This is a genomic window from Streptomyces rubradiris (assembly GCF_016860525.1).
Taxonomy (GTDB): Bacteria; Actinomycetota; Actinomycetes; order Streptomycetales; family Streptomycetaceae; genus Streptomyces; species Streptomyces rubradiris.
Map to the genome: position 1 here is coordinate 2,754,533 of NZ_BNEA01000015.1, position 19,867 is coordinate 2,774,399.

The following is a 19,867-nucleotide window of genomic DNA, read 5'->3' on the forward strand; positions in this document are numbered from 1 at the left end:
CGCCATATCAAGCCCCGAAACAAGATTTCCGATGTGACTTACGCGACGATGACCTTGCCCGACCTGACCTTCCCGGCCATGGAGGCGTAGCCTTTATTCCCGCTGTCCATCACCTTGTGAAGCGGAAGAGGGCGGTTGCCGCCGTGTCGCCACAGTCCCCCAGTAACTCATCGAGTCTCTCCACCGACGACCAAGCCGGGAAGAACCCCGCAGCCGCGTTCGGTGCGAACGAATGGCTCGTCGACGAGATCTATCAGCAGTACCTCCAGGACCCGAACTCCGTAGACCGCGCCTGGTGGGACTTCTTCGCCGATTACAAGCCGGGGGCTCCTGCCACCCCGGCCCCGGCGGGTGCCGCGGCCACCGGGTCCGCGCAGACCACCACGGCCCCGCAGGCACCCGCGGCCCCGGCCCCCCAGGCCGCCGCCCCGGCCCCGAAGCCCGCCGCGGCCCCCGCTCAGGCCCCGGCCCCCGCGGCTCCCGCCGCCCCCGCGGCGAAGGCCGCCCCGGCCAAGCCGGCGCAACCCGCACAGGCGCCCGCTCAGCCGAAGCCCAAGGCCGAACCGGCGAAGGAGGCCCCCGAGGGCCCCGAGCTGGTCACGCTGCGCGGCCCGTCCGCCGCCGTGGCGAAGAACATGGACGCCTCGCTGGAGATGCCGACCGCCACCTCGGTCCGCGCCGTCCCGGTGAAGCTGCTGTTCGACAACCGGATCGTCATCAACAACCACCTCAAGCGCGCCCGCGGCGGGAAGATCTCCTTCACGCACATCATCGGGTACGCGATGGTGCAGGCCATCAAGGCCATGCCGTCGATGAACTGGTCGTACGGCATCAAGGACGGCAAGCCGACCCTGATCAAGCCGGCGCACGTCAACCTCGGCCTGGCCATCGACCTGGTCAAGCCCAACGGTGACCGCCAGCTCGTCGTCGCGGCCATCAAGAAGGCCGAGACGCTGAACTTCTTCGAGTTCTGGCAGGCCTACGAGGACATCGTCCGCCGCGCCCGCGACGGCAAGCTGACGATGGACGACTTCACCGGCGTCACGGTCTCCCTGACCAACCCCGGCGGCCTCGGCACCGTCCACTCCGTGCCGCGCCTGATGCCCGGCCAGTCCGTGATCATGGGCGTCGGCTCCATGGACTACCCGGCGGAGTTCCAGGGCACCAGCCAGGACACCCTGAACAAGCTCGGCATCTCGAAGGTCATGACGCTCACGTCGACCTACGACCACCGGGTGATCCAGGGCGCCGCCTCCGGCGAGTTCCTGCGCCAGGTCGCCAACCTGCTGCTCGGCGAGAACGGCTTCTACGACGACATCTTCGAGGCGCTGCGCATCCCCTACGAGCCGGTCCGCTGGCTCAAGGACATCGACGCCAGCCACGACGACGACGTCACCAAGGCCGCCCGCGTCTTCGAGCTGATCCACTCCTACCGGGTCCGCGGCCACGTCATGGCCGACACCGACCCGCTGGAGTACAAGCAGCGCAAGCACCCCGACCTGGACATCGTCGAGCACGGCCTCACCCTGTGGGACCTGGAGCGCGAGTTCGCCGTCGGCGGCTTCGCCGGCAAGTCGATGATGAAGCTCCGCGACATCCTCGGCGTGCTGCGCGACTCGTACTGCCGCACCACCGGCATCGAGTTCATGCACATCCAGGACCCCAAGCAGCGCAAGTGGATCCAGGACCGGGTGGAGCGCCCGCACTCCAAGATGGAGCGCGAGGAGCAGCTGCGCATCCTGCGCCGGCTGAACGCCGCGGAGGCGTTCGAAACCTTCCTGCAGACGAAGTACGTCGGCCAGAAGCGCTTCTCCCTGGAGGGCGGCGAGTCCGTCATCCCGCTGCTGGACGCGGTGATCGACTCCGCGGCCGAGTCCCGTCTGGACGAGGTCGTCATCGGCATGGCCCACCGCGGCCGCCTCAACGTGCTGGCCAACATCGTCGGCAAGTCGTACGCGCAGATCTTCCGCGAGTTCGAGGGCAACCTCGACCCGAAGTCGATGCACGGCTCCGGCGACGTGAAGTACCACCTGGGCGCCGAGGGCACCTTCACCGGCCTGGACGGCGAGCAGATCAAGGTCTCGCTGGTCGCCAACCCCTCCCACCTGGAAGCCGTCGACCCGGTCCTGGAGGGCGTCGCCCGCGCCAAGCAGGACATCATCAACAAGGGCGGCACGGACTTCACGGTGCTGCCGGTGGCGATCCACGGCGACGCGGCCTTCGCCGGCCAGGGCGTGGTGGCCGAGACCCTGAACATGTCGCAGCTGCGCGGCTACCGCACCGGCGGCACGGTCCACATCGTCATCAACAACCAGGTCGGCTTCACCGCCGCCCCCGAGTCCTCGCGTTCCTCCATGTACGCGACGGACGTGGCCCGCATGATCGAGGCCCCGATCTTCCACGTGAACGGCGACGACCCGGAGGCCGTGGTCCGCGTCGCGCGTCTGGCCTTCGAGTTCCGCCAGGCGTTCAACAAGGACGTGGTGATCGACCTCATCTGCTACCGCCGCCGCGGTCACAACGAGTCGGACAACCCGGCCTTCACCCAGCCGCTGATGTACGACCTGATCGACAAGAAGCGCTCGGTGCGCAAGCTGTACACCGAGTCCCTGATCGGTCGCGGCGACATCACCCTGGAAGAGGCCGAGCAGGCCCTCCAGGACTACCAGGGCCAGCTGGAGAAGGTCTTCACCGAGGTCCGCGAGGCCACCTCGCAGCCGGCCACCGGGGACGCCCAGGCGCCCCAGGACGGCTTCCCGGTCGCGGTCCCGACCGCGGTCTCCACCGAGGTCGTCAAGCGGATCGCCGAGTCCCAGGTCAACATCCCGGACACCATCACCGTCCACCCGCGGCTGCTCCCGCAGCTCCAGCGCCGGGCGGCGATGGTGGAGGACGGCACGATCGACTGGGGCATGGGCGAGACCCTCGCCATCGGCTCCCTGCTGCTGGAGGGCACCCCGGTCCGGCTGGCCGGCCAGGACTCCCAGCGCGGCACCTTCGGCCAGCGCCACGCGGTGCTGATCGACCGGGAGACCGGCGAGGAGTACACCCCGCTGCAGTACCTCGCCGAGGACCAGGCGCGGCTGAACGTCTACAACTCGCTGCTGTCCGAGTACGCGGCGATGGGCTTCGAGTACGGCTACTCGCTGGCCCGCCCGGACGCGCTGGTGATGTGGGAGGCCCAGTTCGGCGACTTCGTCAACGGCGCCCAGACGGTCGTCGACGAGTTCATCTCGTCGGCGGAGCAGAAGTGGAGCCAGACCTCCGGCGTCGTCCTGCTGCTCCCGCACGGCTACGAGGGCCAGGGTCCGGACCACTCCTCCGCGCGCCCCGAGCGGTTCCTCCAGCTGTGCGCGCAGAACAACATGACGGTCGCCATGCCGACCTCGCCGTCGAACTACTTCCACCTCCTGCGGTGGCAGGTGCACAACCCGCACCACAAGCCGCTGGTCGTCTTCACCCCGAAGTCGATGCTGCGCCTGAAGGCCGCCGCGTCGAAGGCGGAGGAGTTCACGAGCGGCCAGTTCCGCCCGGTCATCGGCGACAGCACGGTCGACCCGGCCGCGGTCCGCAAGGTCGTCTTCTGCGCCGGCAAGGTCTACTACGACCTGGAGGCCGAGCGGCAGAAGCGGGGCGTCACGGACACGGCGATCATCCGGATCGAGCGGCTCTACCCGCTGCCGGGTGACGAGCTCCAGGCGGAGGTCAACAAGTACCCGAACGCCGAGAAGTACCTCTGGGCTCAGGAGGAGCCGGCGAACCAGGGTGCGTGGCCGTTCATCGCGCTCAACCTGATCGACCACCTGGACCTGGCGGTCGGCGCGGACATCCCGGCCGGCGAGCGGCTGCGGCGCATCTCGCGTCCGCACTCCTCCTCCCCGGCGGTGGGTTCCGCGAAGCGGCACCAGGCCGAGCAGGAGCAGTTGGTGCGTGAGGTGTTCGAGGCGTAAGCCCGAAGTGGCCGAGGCGTAAGCCCTCCGAAAAGGGCCCGGTACCGAGTTCTCGCTCGGCACCGGGCCCTTTCGCCTGTCCGACGGGGTTTCCCGCCGTCCGCCGGCCTACTCGTCGTCCTCGTCGTCGAGCCGGGCGAGCCAGGTGGCCAGCCGCTCCACGGGCACCTCGAAGTCCGGGTTCAGGTCCACGAACGTGCGCAACTGCTCGGCGAGCCACTCGAAGGTGACCTCTTCCTCGCCACGCCGCTTCTCCAGCTCCTCGATACCGCGGTCGGTGAAGTACATAGGGGCTACGTCTCCTGCGTAAACATCCAGCCGGCAACTCTCCCCACCAGCGTATGCCGCCGCCGACGCGCCCCGGCCCGGGGCAGCCGCGCGCAGGCGTCCCCCACACGCCGGCGCCTTCCCTCGAACGGGTGTCTTGACTTCACCTCGCCACGATATATCGTGTTTGAGAGAAGACGCGATATGGCGTGTCACGACCGTGTCCGGCCGAGGAGGTCCCATGTCCGAGTGGTCCGTCACCGAACCCCAGAAGCTGACCTTCGACAGCCCCGTGCGCGATCTCCAGGTCCGCATCGTCAACGGCACGGTGAACGTCGTCGGCACGGAGGAGGACTCGGCGCGGCTGGAGGTCTCGGAGCTGAAGGGCCCGCCCTTGGTGGTCACCCGGGACGGCTCCACGCTGACCGTGGCCTACGAGGACCTGCCGTGGAAGGGCTTCCTCAAGTGGCTCGACCGCAAGAGCCGGCGCCGCAGCGCGGTGGTCTCGCTCGCGGTCCCGGCCGGCACGCGCGTGGAGGTGGGCGTGGTGGGCGCCGGCGCGGTCGTCTCGGGCATCCGCGGGGCCGCGGTGATCAGGGGGGTGAACGGCGACAGCACCCTGGTCGGCGTCTCGGGCCCGGTCCGCGCGGAGACCGTCTCGGGAAGCCTGGAGGCCCAGGCGGTCACCGGGGACCTGACGTTCCACTCGGTCTCCGGAGACCTCACCGTCGTGGCGGGCTCCGGCCCCTCCGTGCGCGCCGAAACCGTCAGCGGCTCGATGATCGTCGACCTGGACCCGGACGGCCCCACGGACGTCGGCCTGACCAGCGTCTCCGGCGAGATCGCCATCCGCCTGCCGCACCCGGCGGACGCCGAGGTGGAGGCGAACACCGCGAGCGGCGTGGTGTCCAACGCCTTCGAGGGGCTGCGAGTGCACGGCCGGTGGGGCGCGCACAAGATCACCGGCCGGCTCGGCGCGGGCACGGGCAGACTGCGGGCCACCACGGTCTCGGGCTCGATAGCCCTGCTGCGCCGGCCGCCCCGGGACGAGGAGGAGCACACGTCCTGGCAGGCCGGCCCGCCGCGACCGCCGGAGTCCGACACCACGACCGTCACCGTGACCGTCACCGACCCGGCGCCCCCCGGCACCCCCGGCTCGCCCACCGCGCCGGAGGCACCCAGCGCCCCCTCGAACGCCCCGGCCGCCCCGGAGGCCCGCACGGCACCCCACCCGGCCGATCACCCACCGGCCACGCCGGGGGACAATTCCGTCTCCGGCCAGGACGCCACCGCCACCGGCGCCCCGGCCGACGGCACGACCGACAAGAAGGTGCTCTGACATGCCTCCCGTCTTCGCCCACGGCCGCCTGCGCCTGTACCTGCTCAAGCTGCTCGACGAGGCCCCGCGCCACGGCTACGAGGTGATCAGGCTCCTGGAGGAGCGCTTTCAGGGCCTCTACGCCCCTTCGGCGGGCACGGTCTACCCGCGCCTGGCCAAGCTGGAGGCGGAGGGCCTGGTCCGGCACACCACCGAGGGCGGCCGCAAGGTGTACGCCATCACGGACGCGGGCCGCGCCGAGCTGGCCGACCGCAGCGGTGAACTGGCCGACCTGGAGCTGGAGATCCGCGAATCGGTCGCGGAACTGGCCGCCGAGATAAGGGCCGACGTGCGTGGCGCGGCCGGCGACCTGCGCCGCGAGGTGCGCGCCGCCGCGTCCGAGGCCCGCCGCGCACGGACGTCCGGGGGCGACTTCGCCCACGGGGAGTACGGCGACCTGGGCGACAAGGAGGCGTGGCGGGCCGCCAAGGAGGAGATGCGCCGGGTCAAGCAGGAGTGGAAGGAGCAGACGCGGCGCGCGAAGGACGAGAGCCGCCGGGCACGCGAGGAGGCCGAGCGGGCCCGCCGCCAGGCCCAGGAGGCGCAGGCCCGGGCGCGGGTCCAGGCGCAGGAAGAGGTACAGCGCATCGCCCGGCGCGTCCAGGAACGCGTCCAGGACCACTTCACGCGCGGCGACTGGCCCACGGGCCTCCGCGAGGGCCTGTCCGAACTGACGAAGGAATTCGGCGACTTCGCCAGGGACTGGGGGACGGACCGGGGCTTCCCCCGCACGACGAAGGAGACGCCCCGCACCACACCGCCCTCGGAGCCGGAGCCGCACTACACCCCGGCCTCGGAGGACTTCCCCGCCGATTACGAACCGGCCTGGGCCCACGAGACGCCCACCGGCGACCCGGCCCGCGACCTGGACCGCCTGCTGGACCGCTTCCGCGACGACATCCGCGACGCGGCCCGCGACAACGGCATCACCCCGGCCCAGCTCCAGGAAACCCGCCACCACCTCACCAAGGCAGCGACCCGCATCGCGGCGGTCCTCCACGCCCACAAGCCCTGACCGGGAGCGCCCGCCCTCCAGACGGCCGGGCCGAGAGGGCGAGCTCCCCCGAAACCCTAGGAGTTGGTCAGCACGATCTTGCCGAACTGTTCGCCGGACGCGAGCCGTTCGAAGCCTTCGCGTGCCCGGTCCAGGGGAAGCTCCTCGTCGATCACGGGCCGTACACCGGTCGCGGCGCAGAAGGAGAGCAGGTCCTCCAGCTCGTCCTTGGTGCCCATCGTGGACCCGACGACCTTCAGCTCCAGGAAGAAGATCCGGGTCAGCTCGGCATGCGAGGGCCGGTCCCCGCTGGTCGCCCCGGAGATGACCAGCGTGCCACCGGGCCGCAGCGACTTCACCGAGTGGGACCAGGTCGCGGCGCCCACGGTCTCGATGACGGCGTCCACCCGCTGCGGCAGCCGGGCCCCCGGTTCCACCGCCTCCACGGCGCCCAGTTCCATGGCCCGCTTGCGCTTCGCCTCGTCCCGGCTGGTGGCGAAGACCCGCAGTCCGGCCGCCTTGCCGAGGACGATCGCGGCCGTGGCGACACCCCCGCCCGCGCCCTGCACGAGGACCGAGTCCCCGGGCCGTACCCCGGCGTTGGTGAACAGCATCCGGTACGCCGTCAGCCAGGCCGTCGGCAGACAGGCGGCCTCGGCGAAGGACAGCTCCTTCGGCTTGGGCAGCACGTTCCAGGTCGGTACGGCGACCTGTTCGGCGAAGGTGCCCTGGTAGCGCTCGGTGAGGATGGAGCGCGGCTCGTGCGGGCCGACGCCGTGGCCGCTCTGGCCGATGACGGAGTGCAGGACGACCTCGTTGCCGTCCTCGTCGACACCGGCGGCATCGCAGCCGAGGATCATCGGCAGCCGGTCCTCCGGGAGGCCGACGCCCCGCAGGGACCAGAGGTCGTGGTGGTTGAGGGAGGCGGCGCGCACGGTGATCGTGCTCCAGCCGGGACGGACCTCGGGAGCCGGACGCTCCCCCAACTCGAGGCCGGTGAGCGGCTGGTCGCGGTCGATTCGGGCAGCGTAGACAGCGAACATGCAGCCGACGATAGGGGTGTGACGCACCCGGCGGAACCAGTCCCCCCTGTGACACATGCCCTCTTGCGCGACGGCACCCGTACGCCGCAGGACCACCGCCACCCGCACCCGGCCCTCTCGCCGGGCACCCCTCCCAACGAAAAACGGCCCCGCCCAAGCGGGCGGGGCCGTTCAGTGCCAGGTCACCGGCGGGCGACGCCCTCCGCGCGCGCGGCGGCCGCGACCGCCGCGGTGACGGCGGGAGCGACCCGCTCGTCGAACGGCGACGGGATCACGTAGTCGGCGGCGAGGTCGTCACCGACCACCGCGGCCAGCGCCTCGGCGGCGGCGATCTTCATCCCCTCCGTGATCCGCGTGGCCCGCACCTGGAGCGCGCCGGCGAAGATGCCGGGGAAGGCCAGCACGTTGTTGATCTGGTTGGGGAAGTCCGAGCGCCCGGTGGCGACGACCGCCGCGTACTTGTGCGCGACGTCGGGGTGCACCTCGGGGTTCGGGTTGGCCATCGCGAACACGAAGGCGCCCTCCGCCATGGAGGCCACGGCCTCCTCCGGGACCGTACCGCCGGAGACGCCGATGAAGACGTCCGCACCCGCCAGGGCGTTCTCCAGCGAACCGGTGAGGCCGGCCTTGTTGGTGAATCCGGCCAGCTCGCGCTTGACCGGGGTCAGGTCGTCCCGGTCGGCCGACACCACGCCCTTGCGGTCCGTCACCGCCACGTCCCCGATGCCGGCCTCGACCAGCATCTTGGCGATGGCGACACCGGCCGCGCCGGCGCCCGAGATGACGGCCCGCAGCTGCCCGATCTCGCGTCCGCTCAGCCGCGCCGCGTTGCGCAGCGCCGCGAGCGTCACGACGGCCGTGCCGTGCTGGTCGTCGTGGAAGACCGGGATGTCCAGCCGCTCCTGGAGCCGGCGCTCGATCTCGAAGCACCGGGGGGCCGAGATGTCCTCCAGGTTCACTCCGCCGAAGGAGGGAGCGAGCCGGACGACGGTCTCCACGATGTCGTCGACGTCGGTGCAGTCGAGGGCGATCGGGACCGCGTCCACGCCACCGAACTGCTTGAACAGGATGGCCTTGCCCTCCATCACGGGGAGGGATGCCTGGGGGCCGATGTCCCCGAGCCCGAGCACGGCCGTACCGTCGGTGACGACGGCGACCACACTGGATTTCCACGTGTAGTCGTTGACCAGCTCCGGCTGTTCCGCGATCGCGGTGCACACGCGCGCGACGCCGGGCGTGTACGCGAGGGAAAGGTCGTCCTTGTCGCGGACCGGCACGGTGGCCTGCACGGCCATCTTGCCGCCGCGGTGCAGCGCGAACGCCGGATCGAAGGAATCGAGGGGCTCGGCCCCGCCGTCCTGGTCCGTTGTGCTGTCGCTGCGAGGATTGACGATCTCCGCTGCCACTTTGTCTTACCCCTTAGGTATGCATGGTTTGAGGGTCGTCCACTCCTGGTGAGGGGTGGGCGGGCACCGCGTACGGCCCGATTGCTGATACGTACGAGGCCATACGCGACGGGCGCGCCGCACACGCGCCCTGAGCCCCGGATGAGGGGTGTAAAGAACCTTCTTACCGGACGGACGGTGCCCACGACGAGTCCAATAGGTCCAAGGTCACATCCCGGAACGGGCGGGCGGCGCCGAGGTGACGCGCGACCGGCGGGCCGGAATGGCTGGAAATCGCGCACGCCACAGAGGGGCCGGGCTGACCGCATGGTGAGACACGCCGAAGATTCTCCGGCCGGCGGAGCGGATTACCGCAGATGGTCCTGCGGCTAAGGACCGAAGTTGTACCGACCTGATCCGATTCGGGGGTCACCCGTTATGCGATTTTGACATAGCGACTCCCCTGAATGGCGTAGTCCGAATGGCAAGATGCCGTAAACCCACGAGGTCGCGACACCCGAAGGTGTGTGTTTCCGTCGACCCATCGGCAACTCTTCCCATCCGCCGGAGGAACCACGATGACCGCAAGCTCCACCCGTCGTACCACCGCCGCGCGCTCCCGTCTTGCCGCGGTCGGTGCGATCGCGGTCGCAGGCGCCCTGCTGCTCACCGGCTGCGGTGACCAGACGAAGGACAAGGACAAGGACTCCGGCAGCGCGTCCAACAGCGCCCCGCTCGCCGACAAGCTCCCGCAGGACATCCGGGGCAAGGGCAAGATCCGGGTCGGTTCGGACATCGCGTACGCCCCCGTGGAGTACAAGGACTCCAGCGGCAAGGTGGTCGGCCTGGACCCGGACCTGGCGGAGGCCCTGGGCAAGCAGCTCGGGGTGACGTTCGAGTTCCAGGACGGCACCTTCGACGCCCTGCTCACCGGTCTGCGCTCGGACCGGTACGACATCGCGATGTCGGCGATGACGGACAGCAAGAACCGTCAGGAGGGCATCGATCCCGACACCGGCAAGCACGTCGGCGAGGGCGTCGACTTCGTCGACTATCTGACCGCCGGTGTCTCCATATACACCCGCAAGGGAGACACCGAGGGCATAAAGACCTGGGACGACCTGTGCGGCAAGAAGCTGGCCGTGCAGCGCGGCACCACCTCGGACGACCTGGCCAAGCAGCAGGCGAAGAAGTGTCCGAAGGGCAAGAAGCTCTCCATCGAGGCGTTCGACGACAACCAGCAGGCCCAGACCCGGCTGCGCTCGGGCGGCGTGGACGCCGTGTCCGCCGACTTCCCGGTCGCCGCGTACGCCGTGAAGACCTCCGGCGGCGGCAAGGACTTCGAGCTGGTGGGCGAGCAGGTCGAGGCGGCCCCGTACGGCATCGCGGTCTCCAAGGAGGAGACCCAGCTGCGGGACGCCCTCCAGGCGGCGATGAACGCGCTCATCAAGAACGGCGAGTACCAGAAGATCCTCGAGAAGTGGGGCGCCCAGGACGGCGCCGTCAAGGAGTCCGTCATCAACGGCGGCAAGTGACCCGCGACCTGCAAGCAGCGGCCACCGAGAGGCACTCCCCGTGACTGACATCGACAAGACGGCGGGTCCGAAGGACACGCCCCCGGCCGGCGCCGAGGCCATCAAGGCCATCCCGGTGAGGCACTACGGACGGTACGTCACCGCCGTCATCGCGATCGCGGTCCTCGTCGCGATCATCAACGCGTTCGCCCAGGGCAAGATCAACTGGCACGCGATACCCGACTACTTCTTCGACGACCGGATCATGACCGGCGTCGGCAAGACCCTCCTGCTGACGGTCCTGTCGATGCTGATCGGCATCGTCGGCGGCATCATCCTGGCGGTGATGCGGCTGTCGAAGAACCCGGTGACCTCGGCGATCGCCTGGTTCTACATCTGGTTCTTCCGCGGCACCCCGGTCCTGGTCCAGCTGTTCCTCTGGTTCAACCTGGGCCTGGTCTTCGAGTACATCAACCTGATGCCGATCTACAAGGACTACTGGTCGAGCTTCATGACGCCGCTGCTGACGGCGCTGCTCGGCCTGGGTCTGAACGAGGCGGCGTACATGGCCGAGATCTGCCGGGCCGGCCTGCTCGCGGTGGACGAGGGCCAGACCGAGGCGGCCCACGCGCTCGGCATGAGCCACGGCAAGACCCTGCGCCGGGTGGTGATCCCGCAGGCGATGCGGGTGATCGTGCCGCCGACGGGCAACGAAGTGATCAACATGCTGAAGACGACCTCGCTCGTGGCGCAGGTCCAGTTCGCGGAACTCTTCCGCTACGCCCAGGACATCGGCCAGAACTCCGGCGCCCCGGTGGAGATGTACTTCCTCGCCGCGGCCTGGTACCTGATCATGACCTCGGTGCTGAGCGTGGGCCAGTACTACCTGGAGCGGTACTACGCCCGCGGCTCCAGCCGCACCCTCCCCCCGACCCCGTGGCAGAAGGTGAAGAAGAATCTGACGACCTTCTCCAGCAGGAAGGTCACGGCATGACCGACAAGCTGAGCAAGAAGCAGGACACCCGGCCGCGGGACGCGGTCCCCATGGTCAAGGCGGAGGGCGTGCACAAGTCCTTCGGCCAGGTCGAGGTGCTCAAGGGCATCGACCTGGAGGTGAAGCCGGGCGAGGTGTTCTGCCTGATCGGCCCCTCCGGCTCCGGAAAGTCGACCTTCCTGCGCTGCATCAACCACCTGGAGAAGATCAACGCCGGGCGGCTGTACGTCGACGGCGAGCTGGTCGGCTACCGCCAGCAGGGCGACAAGCTGTACGAGCTGCGGGACCGCGAGGTCGCCATGAAGCGGCGCGACATCGGCATGGTCTTCCAGCGCTTCAACCTGTTCCCGCACATGACGGCCGTGGAGAACGTCATGGAGGCGCCGGTCCAGGTGAAGGGCGCAAGCCGCGGCGAGGCCCGGGAGCGGGCCATGCGGCTGCTGGAGCGCGTGGGCCTGGCCGACCGGGCCGGGCACTACCCCTCCCAGCTCTCCGGTGGCCAGCAGCAGCGGGTGGCGATCGCCCGGGCGCTGGCGATGGAGCCGAAGCTGATGCTGTTCGACGAGCCGACCTCGGCCCTGGACCCGGAGCTGGTCGGTGACGTCCTGGACGTCATGCGGGACCTCGCCGAGTCCGGCATGACCATGGTCGTCGTGACCCACGAGATGGGCTTCGCCCGCGAGGTGGGCGACAGCCTGGTCTTCATGGACGGCGGCGTGGTGGTCGAATCCGGCCACCCCAGGGACGTGCTGACCAACCCGCGGCACGAGCGGACGCAGTCGTTCCTGTCCAAGGTCCTGTGACCCGCGCGTGCGTGGCGGTACGGGCCATCCGTACCGCCACGCACGCCTGCCCGCCTACCTCAGCGCGAGCAGCAGCGTGTCCGACGGGGAGCACCACACCGGCCGGACCTCGGCGAACCCCTTCTCGCGCAGCACGCGCGCGTGCCACTGGGCCGAGGGCATGTCCCCGTCCGCGTGCTCGCCGTAGATCTCGAAGCGGCGGGCGGTCGGCTCGGCGAGGACCGGGTCCTGCGCCGCCAGCTGCCACCAGTCGGCCCAGTCCAGGGCGCCGTCCCGCTTGGCCTGTTCCATGCGGGCGTGCCGCTGGGCGCGCTCGGCCGCGTTGATCCGGGGCGTGGTCTCGTCGATCATGTGGTCCGCGTTCATGAAGACACCGCCGTCACGGACCAGTCCCGCGATCCGGCCGTAGAGGGCCGCGAGGGGTTCGGCGTGCAGCCAGTGCAGGGCGGTCGCGGTGAGCACCGCGTCGTAGGAGTCGTACGGCAGCCTGGCCGTCCAGTCGGGGTCCTTGAGGTCGGCGGTGACGAGCCGGACGCGGTCGTCGCCGTCGAAGGTGCCGTGCGCGATGGCGAGCAGCGCCGGGTCCAGGTCGACGCCGGTGCTGGTGGCGTCGGGGAAGCGGCTCAGCAGCCGGGCGGTGATGCTGCCGGTGCCGCAGGCCAGGTCCAGCACGCGGGGTGCCGTGCCCACCAGCGCCTCGACCATGTCGAGCATGATCCGGAAGCGTTCCTCGCGGTCCGGCATGTACCACTCCTGCTGCCGGTCCCAGCTCTCCTGCCAGGCCGCCCAGTCGGTTCCGGTACTCGTCGTCGTCATGAAATCCGACTCCCCTCATCCCGCGTAATACCCTGGAAGCACGACCGGCTCTTACCCGACCGCAGATCCGACCCTAAGACGCCCGCGTAAGGACTACAAGTGGAACTGGCCTATTACTCGGACTACGCCGTACGTCTCGTCAACAGCGAGGAGCCGGTCCGGGGCAAGGACACCCTGACCACGGTCGAGGCCGTCCGCGAGCTCTTCGGCGTCAACGCGTCGGCCGCCCGCCGCGCCACGGACGCCGACGTGACCCGCTTCCGCTCGGTCCGGGCGCGGCTGCGCGCGGTCTTCGAGGCCGCCGACCAGGGCGACGAGACCCTGGCCGTGGACCTGCTGAACTCACTGCTGCTGGAGTTCCCGGTCAGCCCGCAGATCTCCGGGCACGACCACCGGGACGACGACGGCCGGCCGCTGTGGCACATGCACCTGGCCGACCATCCCTCCAACGCCACCGCCGGCTACGCGGCGATCGCGGCGATGGGCCTCGCCTTCCACCTCACCGAGTACGGCGTCGACCGCCTCGGCCTGTGCCAGGCGCACCCGTGCCGCAACGCCTACCTGGACACCTCCACCAACCGCTCCCGCCGCTACTGCTCGGACCGCTGCGCCACCCGCGCCAACGTGGCCGCCTACCGGGCCCGCAAACGCCTGGAGGCCGACCGGTCGGGCAGCAGCGGCCGGACCGCCGAGAGCGCCCAGCGCACCACCGCGAGCGGCGACCGCTGACCGGCCCCGGCCGGCCGGAACCGCAACAGCGCCTTGCCCAGGATCAGTTCCTCGGGCACCACCCCGTAGTCCGTGCTGTCCCCGCCCGCGTACGGGTTGTCCCCGAGCACCCACCAGCCGCCGTCGCGCCGCTCCACCGCCCGCTTGACCACCAGCAGGTCCTGCTGGAAGGGATGGCGCAGGACCACCACGTCACCGGGCCGCACCACGCCCCCGTACCGGACCAGCAGCCGGTCCCCGTGGTGCAGCGTGGGCACCATGGACGGGCCGGTCACCTCCGCCAGCCCGAAGGGCGCCGCTCCCCTCCCCCGCTCGGTCTCCTGCGACAGTTCCGGCATCCCCGGCACCTCCCCGGTCCGTTCCTCCACCAGTCTCAGTCTCACCCTGGACTTTTGTCCTAAGCCCTAGGGGGCAGCCGAGAAATCGCGTTCCTCAGGGAGTAATGTCGCACCTGAGAAGACGATCACGAGGAAGGAATGCTCCATGCTTTCCCGCCTGTTTGCCCCCAAGGTCAAGGTCAGCGCCCACTGCGACCTGCCCTGCGGCGTGTACGACCCGGCCCAGGCCCGCATCGAGGCGGAGTCGGTGAAGGCCGTCCAGGAGAAGATGGCCGGCAACGACGACCCCCACTTCCAGGCTCGCGCCACCGTCATCAAGGAGCAGCGCGCGGAGCTCGCGAAGCACCACGTCTCCGTCCTGTGGAGCGACTACTTCAAGGCGCCGCACTTCGAGAAGTACCCGGAGCTGCACCAGCTGGTCAACGACACCCTGAAGGCCCTCTCGGCCGCCAAGGCGTCCACCGACCCGGCGACGGGCCAGAAGGCTCTGGACTACATCGAGCAGATCGCCAAGATCTTCTGGGAGACCAAGCAGGCCTGACCGCCTGAGCACCTCCTGTCCGCACCCGGCCCGCGGACCCGCGCCCACCACGGCGCACCGCGGACCGGGTGCGGTTTCTTCTCCCAGGTGGCCCCCGACGCGGCTGTGGGAGGCTGGGCGGGTGACCGTACTGGAGGATCTGAGGCGCCTGCGGCGCGTGCGTGACCGCATGGACCGGGAGTACGCCGAACCGCTCGACATGACCGAGCTGGCCCGCGACGCCCTGATGTCCCCGGGCCACTTCCAGCGCAGCTTCCGCAAGGCGTTCGGCGAGACCCCGTACGGCTATCTCATGACCCGCCGGATCGAGCGGGCCAAGACCCTGCTGCGCCGGGGCGACCTCACCGTGACCGAGGTGTGCCTCGCCGTCGGCTGCACCTCCCTCGGCTCCTTCAGTTCCCGCTTCACCGAGCTGGTCGGCGAGACGCCGAGCGCCTACCGGGCCCGCGACCACGAGGACAGCGCCGTGATCCCGCCGTGCGTGGCCCGCAGGCTGACCCGGCCGCGCCGCCGCCCGTACTGAGGCGCGGGGTGCCGAACGGATCTAGGGTGAGCCCATGGACGTGAAACTCGCGCAGTGTTTCCTCGCGGTGGACGACCATGACAAGGCCATCGCCTTCTACCGCGATGTGCTGGGCATGGAGATCCGCAACGACGTGGGCTTCGAGGGGATGCGCTGGGTGACCGTGGGCTCCCCGCTCCAGCCGGACGTGGAGATCGTGCTGGAGCCGCCGGACGCGAGCCCGGACGCCTCGCCCGCGGACAAACAGGCCCTCAACGAACTCCTCGCCAAGGGCCTGTTGCGCGGGGTCATCTTCACCACGCCCGACTGCGACGCGCTGTACGAGCGGGTGCGGGAGTCTGGCGCCGACGTCCTCCAGGAGCCGATGGACCAGCCGTACGGGGTCCGGGACTGCGCCTTCCGGGACCCGGCGGGCAATCAGCTCCGCTTCCTCGAACGCCCGGCGCCCTGACGCGGTCGGCCGGGCAGTGGGCCGGCCGGGCAGTGGGCCGGCCGGTTCAGGCCCAGGGCTCCACGTCCACCACGGCCTCGGCCGGCAGGGGCCCGTACAGGTGCGGGAACTCCTCGCCGCCCGGCTCGGCGGACTCGTAGCGCACCGGTGCCCCGGCCTTGGCCGGGTCCACGACCAGGACGACCAGTTCGTCCGGCCCGTCGTAGCCGCCGTAGAGGAACGCGGCGACGCGCGGGAGCTGCTCGCGGCTGGAGAAGTGGATGAAACCCTCCTCCTGGAGGGTGCGGCCCCGGGTGGACAGCTCATAGGCACCGCGCTCACGCGCCGCCTCCCACAGCGAGCGTTCGGTGATGTGCAGGATGTACGGCAGTTTCGGCATCCATCCACGCTACGGCGTCCCCGGCGGCTCAGGCGCCCTCATCGCAACCGCCGCCCAGGACAGGGGCGGTGCGCGGCGGCCCCGCACACTGTGGGGGTGTGCGGGGCCCCTGGCCGGAGTCTCCGTCGGCCGTGCGGGGTCAGGAGCCGCACGGGCCCGGAGCCTCCGGGTCCTCCTCGGCCGCCGGCGGCGTTCAGCTGCTGCGCCGGGTGACGAACTCGGCGAGCGCCAGCAGGCCGCCCGCCGCCTCCGGGTCGGGGACCGCGCGGGCCAGTTCCTGCATGGCCCTGGCCATCCGGTCGGCCGCCTCGGCCTGCGCCCAGTCCCGGCCGCCGGCCCGCTCCACCGCCAGTGCCGTCCGCGCGATCTCCCCGTCCTCCGCCTCCTCGGCGAGGTACGGCTTGCCGTACAGCGCGGCCAGCTCGGACGCCCCCGGCGTGCCGGAGGTGAGCGCCGCCACCACCGGCAGGGACTTCTTGCGGGCCGCGAGGTCCGCGCCGGCCGGCTTGCCGGTATGCCGCGGGTCTCCCCATATACCGATCACGTCGTCGATCAGCTGGAAGGCGAGCCCGGCCTGGCGGCCGAAGCCGTCCAGGGCGGCCACCTCCTCCGCACCGGCTCCCGCGTACAGCGCGCCGAGCGCGCACGCGCAGCCCAGCAGCGCGCCGGTCTTGGCCTCGGCCATGGCGAGCACCTCGTCCAGCGTCACCGCGTCCGGAGCGCGCTGCTCCAGGTCGGTGTCCGCGTGCTGCCCCTCGCACAGCTCCACCACACAGGACGCGAGCCGGGCCGCGGCCGGGACGGAGGCGGGGTGCGGGTCCTCGGCGAGCAGCCGCAGGGCCAGCGCCTGGAGGGCGTCCCCGGCGAGGATCGCGTCGGTGTCCCCGAACACGGTCCAGGCCGTCGGCCGGTGCCGGCGGGTGGTGTCCCGGTCCATCACGTCGTCGTGCAACAACGTGAAGTTGTGGACCAGTTCGACCGCTGCCGCGGCCCGGACCGCGGACGCCCGGGCCACCGGGCCGCCGAGCGCCGCTGCCGCCGCCAGCACGAGCGCCGGCCGGATCGCCTTGCCCGCGTTGCCCGCCGCCGGTGTGCCGTCGGCGTGCTGCCAGCCGAAGTGGTAGAGCCCGATCCGGCGCATGGCGTCGGGCAGCGACTCCACGGCCGCGCGCAGTTCCGGATAGACCAGGGTCCGGGTGCGCTCCAGTTGCGCCAGGGCCTCCTGCCCGTCGAGCGGAGCGGTGGCGGTCCCGGTGGTCTCCCGGGTCCTCCCGGCGGTGCCGGAACCCGGCACCGCCGGGGAACGCTCGTCGGTCTCCGTCATGTACTCGGCCATGCCTCCCCCTCGCCAGGTCCGCGCGAGCCGGTGCCACCGGACCGCCCGGACGCGTTCCCCGAGGGCCTACCCCTCCCGGCGGCCGGGAACACGGCCACTACGTGCGGAAACGTCACCCCCACCGGCCGATCTCGACGTTCTCCAGGACACCGAGCGCGTCGGGCACCAGCACGGCGGCCGAGTAGTAGGCCGTCACCAGGTATTTGATGATGGCCTGCTCGTTGATGCCCATGAACCTCACGGACAGGCTCGGCTCGATCTCGTCCGGGATGCCGGACTGCCGCAGCCCGATGACGCCCTGCTCGGACTCGCCGGTACGCATGGCGATGATGGAGGTCGTACGGGCCTCGCTGATCGGGATCTTGTTGCAGGGGTAGATCGGCACCCCGCGCCAGGTGGGGATGCGGTTGCCGCCGATGTCGATGGTCTCCGGGACCAGGCCCCGCTTGTTCAGCTCGCGGCCGAACGCGGCGATCGCGCGCGGGTGGGCCAGGAAGAGCTTCGTGCCCCGGCGGCGGCTGAGCAGCTCGTCCATGTCGTCCGGGCTCGGCGCGCCGTCGTGCGGCTGGATCCGCTGGTCGTACTCGCAGTTGCTGAGCAGGCCGAACTGCGGGTTGTTGACCAGCTCGTGCTCCTGACGCTCCTTCAACGCCTCGACCGTGAGCCGCAACTGCTGCTCGGTCTGGTTCATCGGCTGGTTGTAGAGGTCGGCCACGCGCGTGTGGATGCGCAGGACGGTCTGGGCGATGCTCAGTTCGTACTCGCGGGGCCGCGGCTCGTAGTCCACGAAGGTGTGCGGGATGTCGGGCTCGCCGGAGTGGCCGGCCGCCAGCTCGACCTCCTTCTCGCCGTACTTGTTGGTGCGCTGCCGGGGGATCGAGCGCAGCCCTTCGAGGTGGGCGCGCAGCGAGTCGGAGCGCTCGGCGACCTGCTGGAAGTCCTGGCGGCTGAGCACCAGCACGGTGGTCGCGGTGTGCGCGCGGACGGTGTACTCCCAGATCGCGTCCGGGTCGAGCAGCGCCTGGTCGCCGAAGTAGGCGCCGTCGGCCAGGACCTGGAGGACGGCGTCGTCGCCGTAGGGACCCGTGCCGATCTTCTCCACCCGGCCATGGGCGAGCAGGTACACCTCGTCGGTCCGGTGGCCGAAGTCGGCGATCACCTCGCCGGGCGCGACTTCGCGCTGGCGGCAGCGCCGGGCCAGTTCGGCCAGCACCTCCTCGTCCGCGTACGACCGCAGGGCCGGCAGTTCGCCCAGTTCGTTCGGGATGACCTCCACCTGGTCACCGGTCTTCACAAAGGTGATGCGGCCGTCGCCGACGGCGTAGGTCAGCCGTCGGTTCACCCGGTAGGTGCCGCCCTGGACGTCGACCCAGGGAAGCGTGCGCAGCAGCCAGCGGGAGCTGATCTCCTGCATCTGCGGAACGGACTTGGTGGTGGTGGCCAAGTTGCGCGCCGCCGCCGTCCCGAGGGACTGCTGCGGCCTGTCCTGATCGGTACGGACCTCTTCGCCTACCGACATAAAGAAACGCCCTCCCATGTATGCCCGGCGCCGCAGTGCACCGGGCACCGGTCTCGCGTCCGAGCCTCCCAGCACGAGATGTGTCCGCGCCATTACCCGAAAGAGCGGGAATGGATCATCGGATTAGTGGGCACAGGCAAGGATTCTGTCCAGGTCCGCACGGCATCGTTCGCTGTCCGGATCGGCTCGCACACCGTACGAACGATGTGTTCCGGGACGTCCGGTTTCGGTAGAAGCAGGCAGGACGTCCGGCCGGATCCGTGGCCGGACGGGCACGGCACGAAGGAGTCGGGCATGGCCTCACCCATGTCGGCGAGCGAATTCCTGGACGCGCTCCGGGCCGAGGGCGTCACGGTCGTCGAGGTCGGCGACTGGCGGGATCACAACCGCAATCACAAGGGCCCCTGGGGGCCCGTCCACGGCGTGATGATCCACCACACGGTGACCCGGGGCAGCGAGCGGACGGTGGACCTGTGCCGCGACGGCCACCCGGACCTGCCGGGCCCGCTGTGCCACGGCGTGATCACCAAGGACGGCAGGGTCCACCTGGTCGGCTACGGCCGCGCCAACCACGCCGGGTCCGGCGACGACGAGGTGCTGCGGGCGGTGATCGCCGAGAAGGGGCTGCCGCCGGACAACGAGGCGAACACCGACGGCAACCGGCACTTCTACGGCTTCGAGTGCGAGAACATGGGCGACGGGGAGGACCCGTGGCCGGATGAGCAGCTGGAGGCGATCGTCCGGGCCGCCGCGGCCCTGTGCCGCCGGCACGGCTGGACGGAGCGGTCGGTCATCGGCCACCTGGAGTGGCAGCCGGGGAAGGTGGATCCGCGGGGTGTCTCGATGCGTTCCCTCAGGCAGCGGGTGCGGGAACGGCTGAAGGAGTAGCGCCGTGGCGCGCCGGCCG

General features: G+C 70.6%; 19 protein-coding genes. 11 read left to right on the forward strand and 8 right to left on the reverse strand.

Going from position 1 to position 19,867, the window contains the following annotated elements; genetic code table 11:
- The first annotated feature begins 143 nt into the window (after positions 1-143).
- On the forward strand, positions 144-3,950 hold the full coding sequence (locus Srubr_RS25255; protein ID WP_189999787.1) for a multifunctional oxoglutarate decarboxylase/oxoglutarate dehydrogenase thiamine pyrophosphate-binding subunit/dihydrolipoyllysine-residue succinyltransferase subunit: 3,807 nt from the start codon (positions 144-146) through the stop codon (positions 3,948-3,950).
- Between the two features lie 108 nt (positions 3,951-4,058).
- Here the strand turns inward: Srubr_RS25255 and Srubr_RS25260 are convergent, their stop codons facing one another.
- The gene (locus Srubr_RS25260) at positions 4,059-4,238 is read right to left on the reverse strand and encodes a DUF6104 family protein (protein WP_003992906.1); all 180 of its coding nucleotides are present in this window, start codon (positions 4,236-4,238) and stop codon (positions 4,059-4,061) included.
- A gap of 220 nt (positions 4,239-4,458) precedes the next feature.
- On the opposite strand from Srubr_RS25260, the gene Srubr_RS25265 reads away from it, so the two are divergent.
- Together Srubr_RS25265 and Srubr_RS25270 are read left to right on the forward strand one after the other, a co-directional pair.
- On the forward strand, positions 4,459-5,556 hold the full coding sequence (locus Srubr_RS25265; RefSeq protein WP_189999788.1) for a DUF4097 family beta strand repeat-containing protein: 1,098 nt from the start codon (positions 4,459-4,461) through the stop codon (positions 5,554-5,556).
- A 1-nt stretch (position 5,557) separates the two neighbouring features.
- Positions 5,558-6,610, forward strand: coding sequence for a PadR family transcriptional regulator (locus Srubr_RS25270; protein WP_189999789.1), 1,053 nt, complete (start codon positions 5,558-5,560; stop codon positions 6,608-6,610).
- Between the two features lie 56 nt (positions 6,611-6,666).
- Here the strand turns inward: Srubr_RS25270 and Srubr_RS25275 are convergent, their stop codons facing one another.
- Complete coding sequence (locus Srubr_RS25275; RefSeq protein ID WP_189999790.1) at positions 6,667-7,632, reverse strand: zinc-binding dehydrogenase; 966 nt, start codon at positions 7,630-7,632, stop codon at positions 6,667-6,669.
- A 182-nt stretch (positions 7,633-7,814) separates the two neighbouring features.
- The gene (locus tag Srubr_RS25280; protein ID WP_189999791.1) at positions 7,815-9,038 is read right to left on the reverse strand and encodes an NAD(P)-dependent malic enzyme; all 1,224 of its coding nucleotides are present in this window, start codon (positions 9,036-9,038) and stop codon (positions 7,815-7,817) included.
- Positions 9,039-9,595: 557 nt separating this feature from the next.
- On the opposite strand from Srubr_RS25280, the gene Srubr_RS25285 reads away from it, so the two are divergent.
- From Srubr_RS25285 to Srubr_RS25295, 3 genes are read left to right on the forward strand one after another with little or no spacing between them, the layout of a single operon-like run.
- Positions 9,596-10,552 (forward strand): ABC transporter substrate-binding protein, encoded by a 957-nt coding sequence (locus Srubr_RS25285; protein WP_189999792.1) that lies wholly within the window; start codon positions 9,596-9,598, stop codon positions 10,550-10,552.
- A gap of 40 nt (positions 10,553-10,592) precedes the next feature.
- Positions 10,593-11,525: an amino acid ABC transporter permease gene (locus Srubr_RS25290; RefSeq protein ID WP_189999793.1), complete on the forward strand. Its 933-nt coding sequence runs from the start codon at positions 10,593-10,595 to the stop codon at positions 11,523-11,525.
- 50 nt (positions 11,526-11,575) lie between these two features.
- A complete protein-coding gene (locus tag Srubr_RS25295; protein ID WP_030794694.1) occupies positions 11,576-12,328 on the forward strand; it encodes an amino acid ABC transporter ATP-binding protein in 753 nt (250 codons plus the stop codon).
- 54 nt (positions 12,329-12,382) lie between these two features.
- Here Srubr_RS25295 and Srubr_RS25300 read toward each other — a convergent pair whose 3' ends face one another.
- Positions 12,383-13,144, reverse strand: coding sequence for a class I SAM-dependent methyltransferase (locus Srubr_RS25300; protein ID WP_189999794.1), 762 nt, complete (start codon positions 13,142-13,144; stop codon positions 12,383-12,385).
- Between the two features lie 99 nt (positions 13,145-13,243).
- On the opposite strand from Srubr_RS25300, the gene Srubr_RS25305 reads away from it, so the two are divergent.
- Positions 13,244-13,873, forward strand: coding sequence for a CGNR zinc finger domain-containing protein (locus Srubr_RS25305; protein WP_189999795.1), 630 nt, complete (start codon positions 13,244-13,246; stop codon positions 13,871-13,873).
- On the opposite strand, the gene sodX is transcribed toward Srubr_RS25305, so the two are convergent.
- Positions 13,777-14,211, reverse strand: coding sequence for a nickel-type superoxide dismutase maturation protease (gene sodX, locus Srubr_RS25310; protein WP_189999815.1), 435 nt, complete (start codon positions 14,209-14,211; stop codon positions 13,777-13,779). The genes Srubr_RS25305 and sodX overlap by 97 nt on opposite strands.
- Positions 14,212-14,356: 145 nt before the next feature.
- Here sodX and sodN point away from each other — a divergent pair, with 145 nt between their 5' ends.
- The 3 genes from sodN (at position 14,357) to Srubr_RS25325 (ending at position 15,726) form a co-directional block, all read left to right on the forward strand.
- Positions 14,357-14,752 carry a superoxide dismutase, Ni gene (sodN, locus tag Srubr_RS25315; RefSeq protein ID WP_030794683.1) on the forward strand — a complete coding sequence of 132 codons (396 nt, stop codon included), beginning with the start codon at positions 14,357-14,359 and terminating at the stop codon, positions 14,750-14,752.
- Between the two features lie 169 nt (positions 14,753-14,921).
- On the forward strand, positions 14,922-15,275 hold the full coding sequence (locus Srubr_RS25320) for a helix-turn-helix transcriptional regulator (RefSeq protein WP_189999816.1): 354 nt from the start codon (positions 14,922-14,924) through the stop codon (positions 15,273-15,275).
- A 34-nt stretch (positions 15,276-15,309) separates the two neighbouring features.
- Positions 15,310-15,726: a VOC family protein gene (locus tag Srubr_RS25325; RefSeq protein WP_189999796.1), complete on the forward strand. Its 417-nt coding sequence runs from the start codon at positions 15,310-15,312 to the stop codon at positions 15,724-15,726.
- A 46-nt stretch (positions 15,727-15,772) separates the two neighbouring features.
- On the opposite strand, the gene Srubr_RS25330 is transcribed toward Srubr_RS25325, so the two are convergent.
- The 3 genes from Srubr_RS25330 to Srubr_RS25340 form a co-directional block, all read right to left on the reverse strand.
- Entirely contained in the window at positions 15,773-16,105 is a 333-nt protein-coding gene (locus Srubr_RS25330; RefSeq protein WP_189999797.1) for a DUF952 domain-containing protein, read from the reverse strand.
- 193 nt (positions 16,106-16,298) lie between these two features.
- Positions 16,299-17,441, reverse strand: a complete 1,143-nt coding sequence (locus Srubr_RS25335) for a family 2 encapsulin nanocompartment cargo protein polyprenyl transferase (RefSeq protein WP_189999798.1) — start codon at positions 17,439-17,441, stop codon at positions 16,299-16,301.
- A gap of 112 nt (positions 17,442-17,553) precedes the next feature.
- Entirely contained in the window at positions 17,554-18,960 is a 1,407-nt protein-coding gene (locus Srubr_RS25340; RefSeq protein WP_189999799.1) for a family 2B encapsulin nanocompartment shell protein, read from the reverse strand.
- A gap of 294 nt (positions 18,961-19,254) precedes the next feature.
- On the opposite strand from Srubr_RS25340, the gene Srubr_RS25345 reads away from it, so the two are divergent.
- Positions 19,255-19,848: an N-acetylmuramoyl-L-alanine amidase gene (locus Srubr_RS25345; protein WP_189999800.1), complete on the forward strand. Its 594-nt coding sequence runs from the start codon at positions 19,255-19,257 to the stop codon at positions 19,846-19,848.
- Positions 19,849-19,867 lie beyond the last annotated feature (19 nt).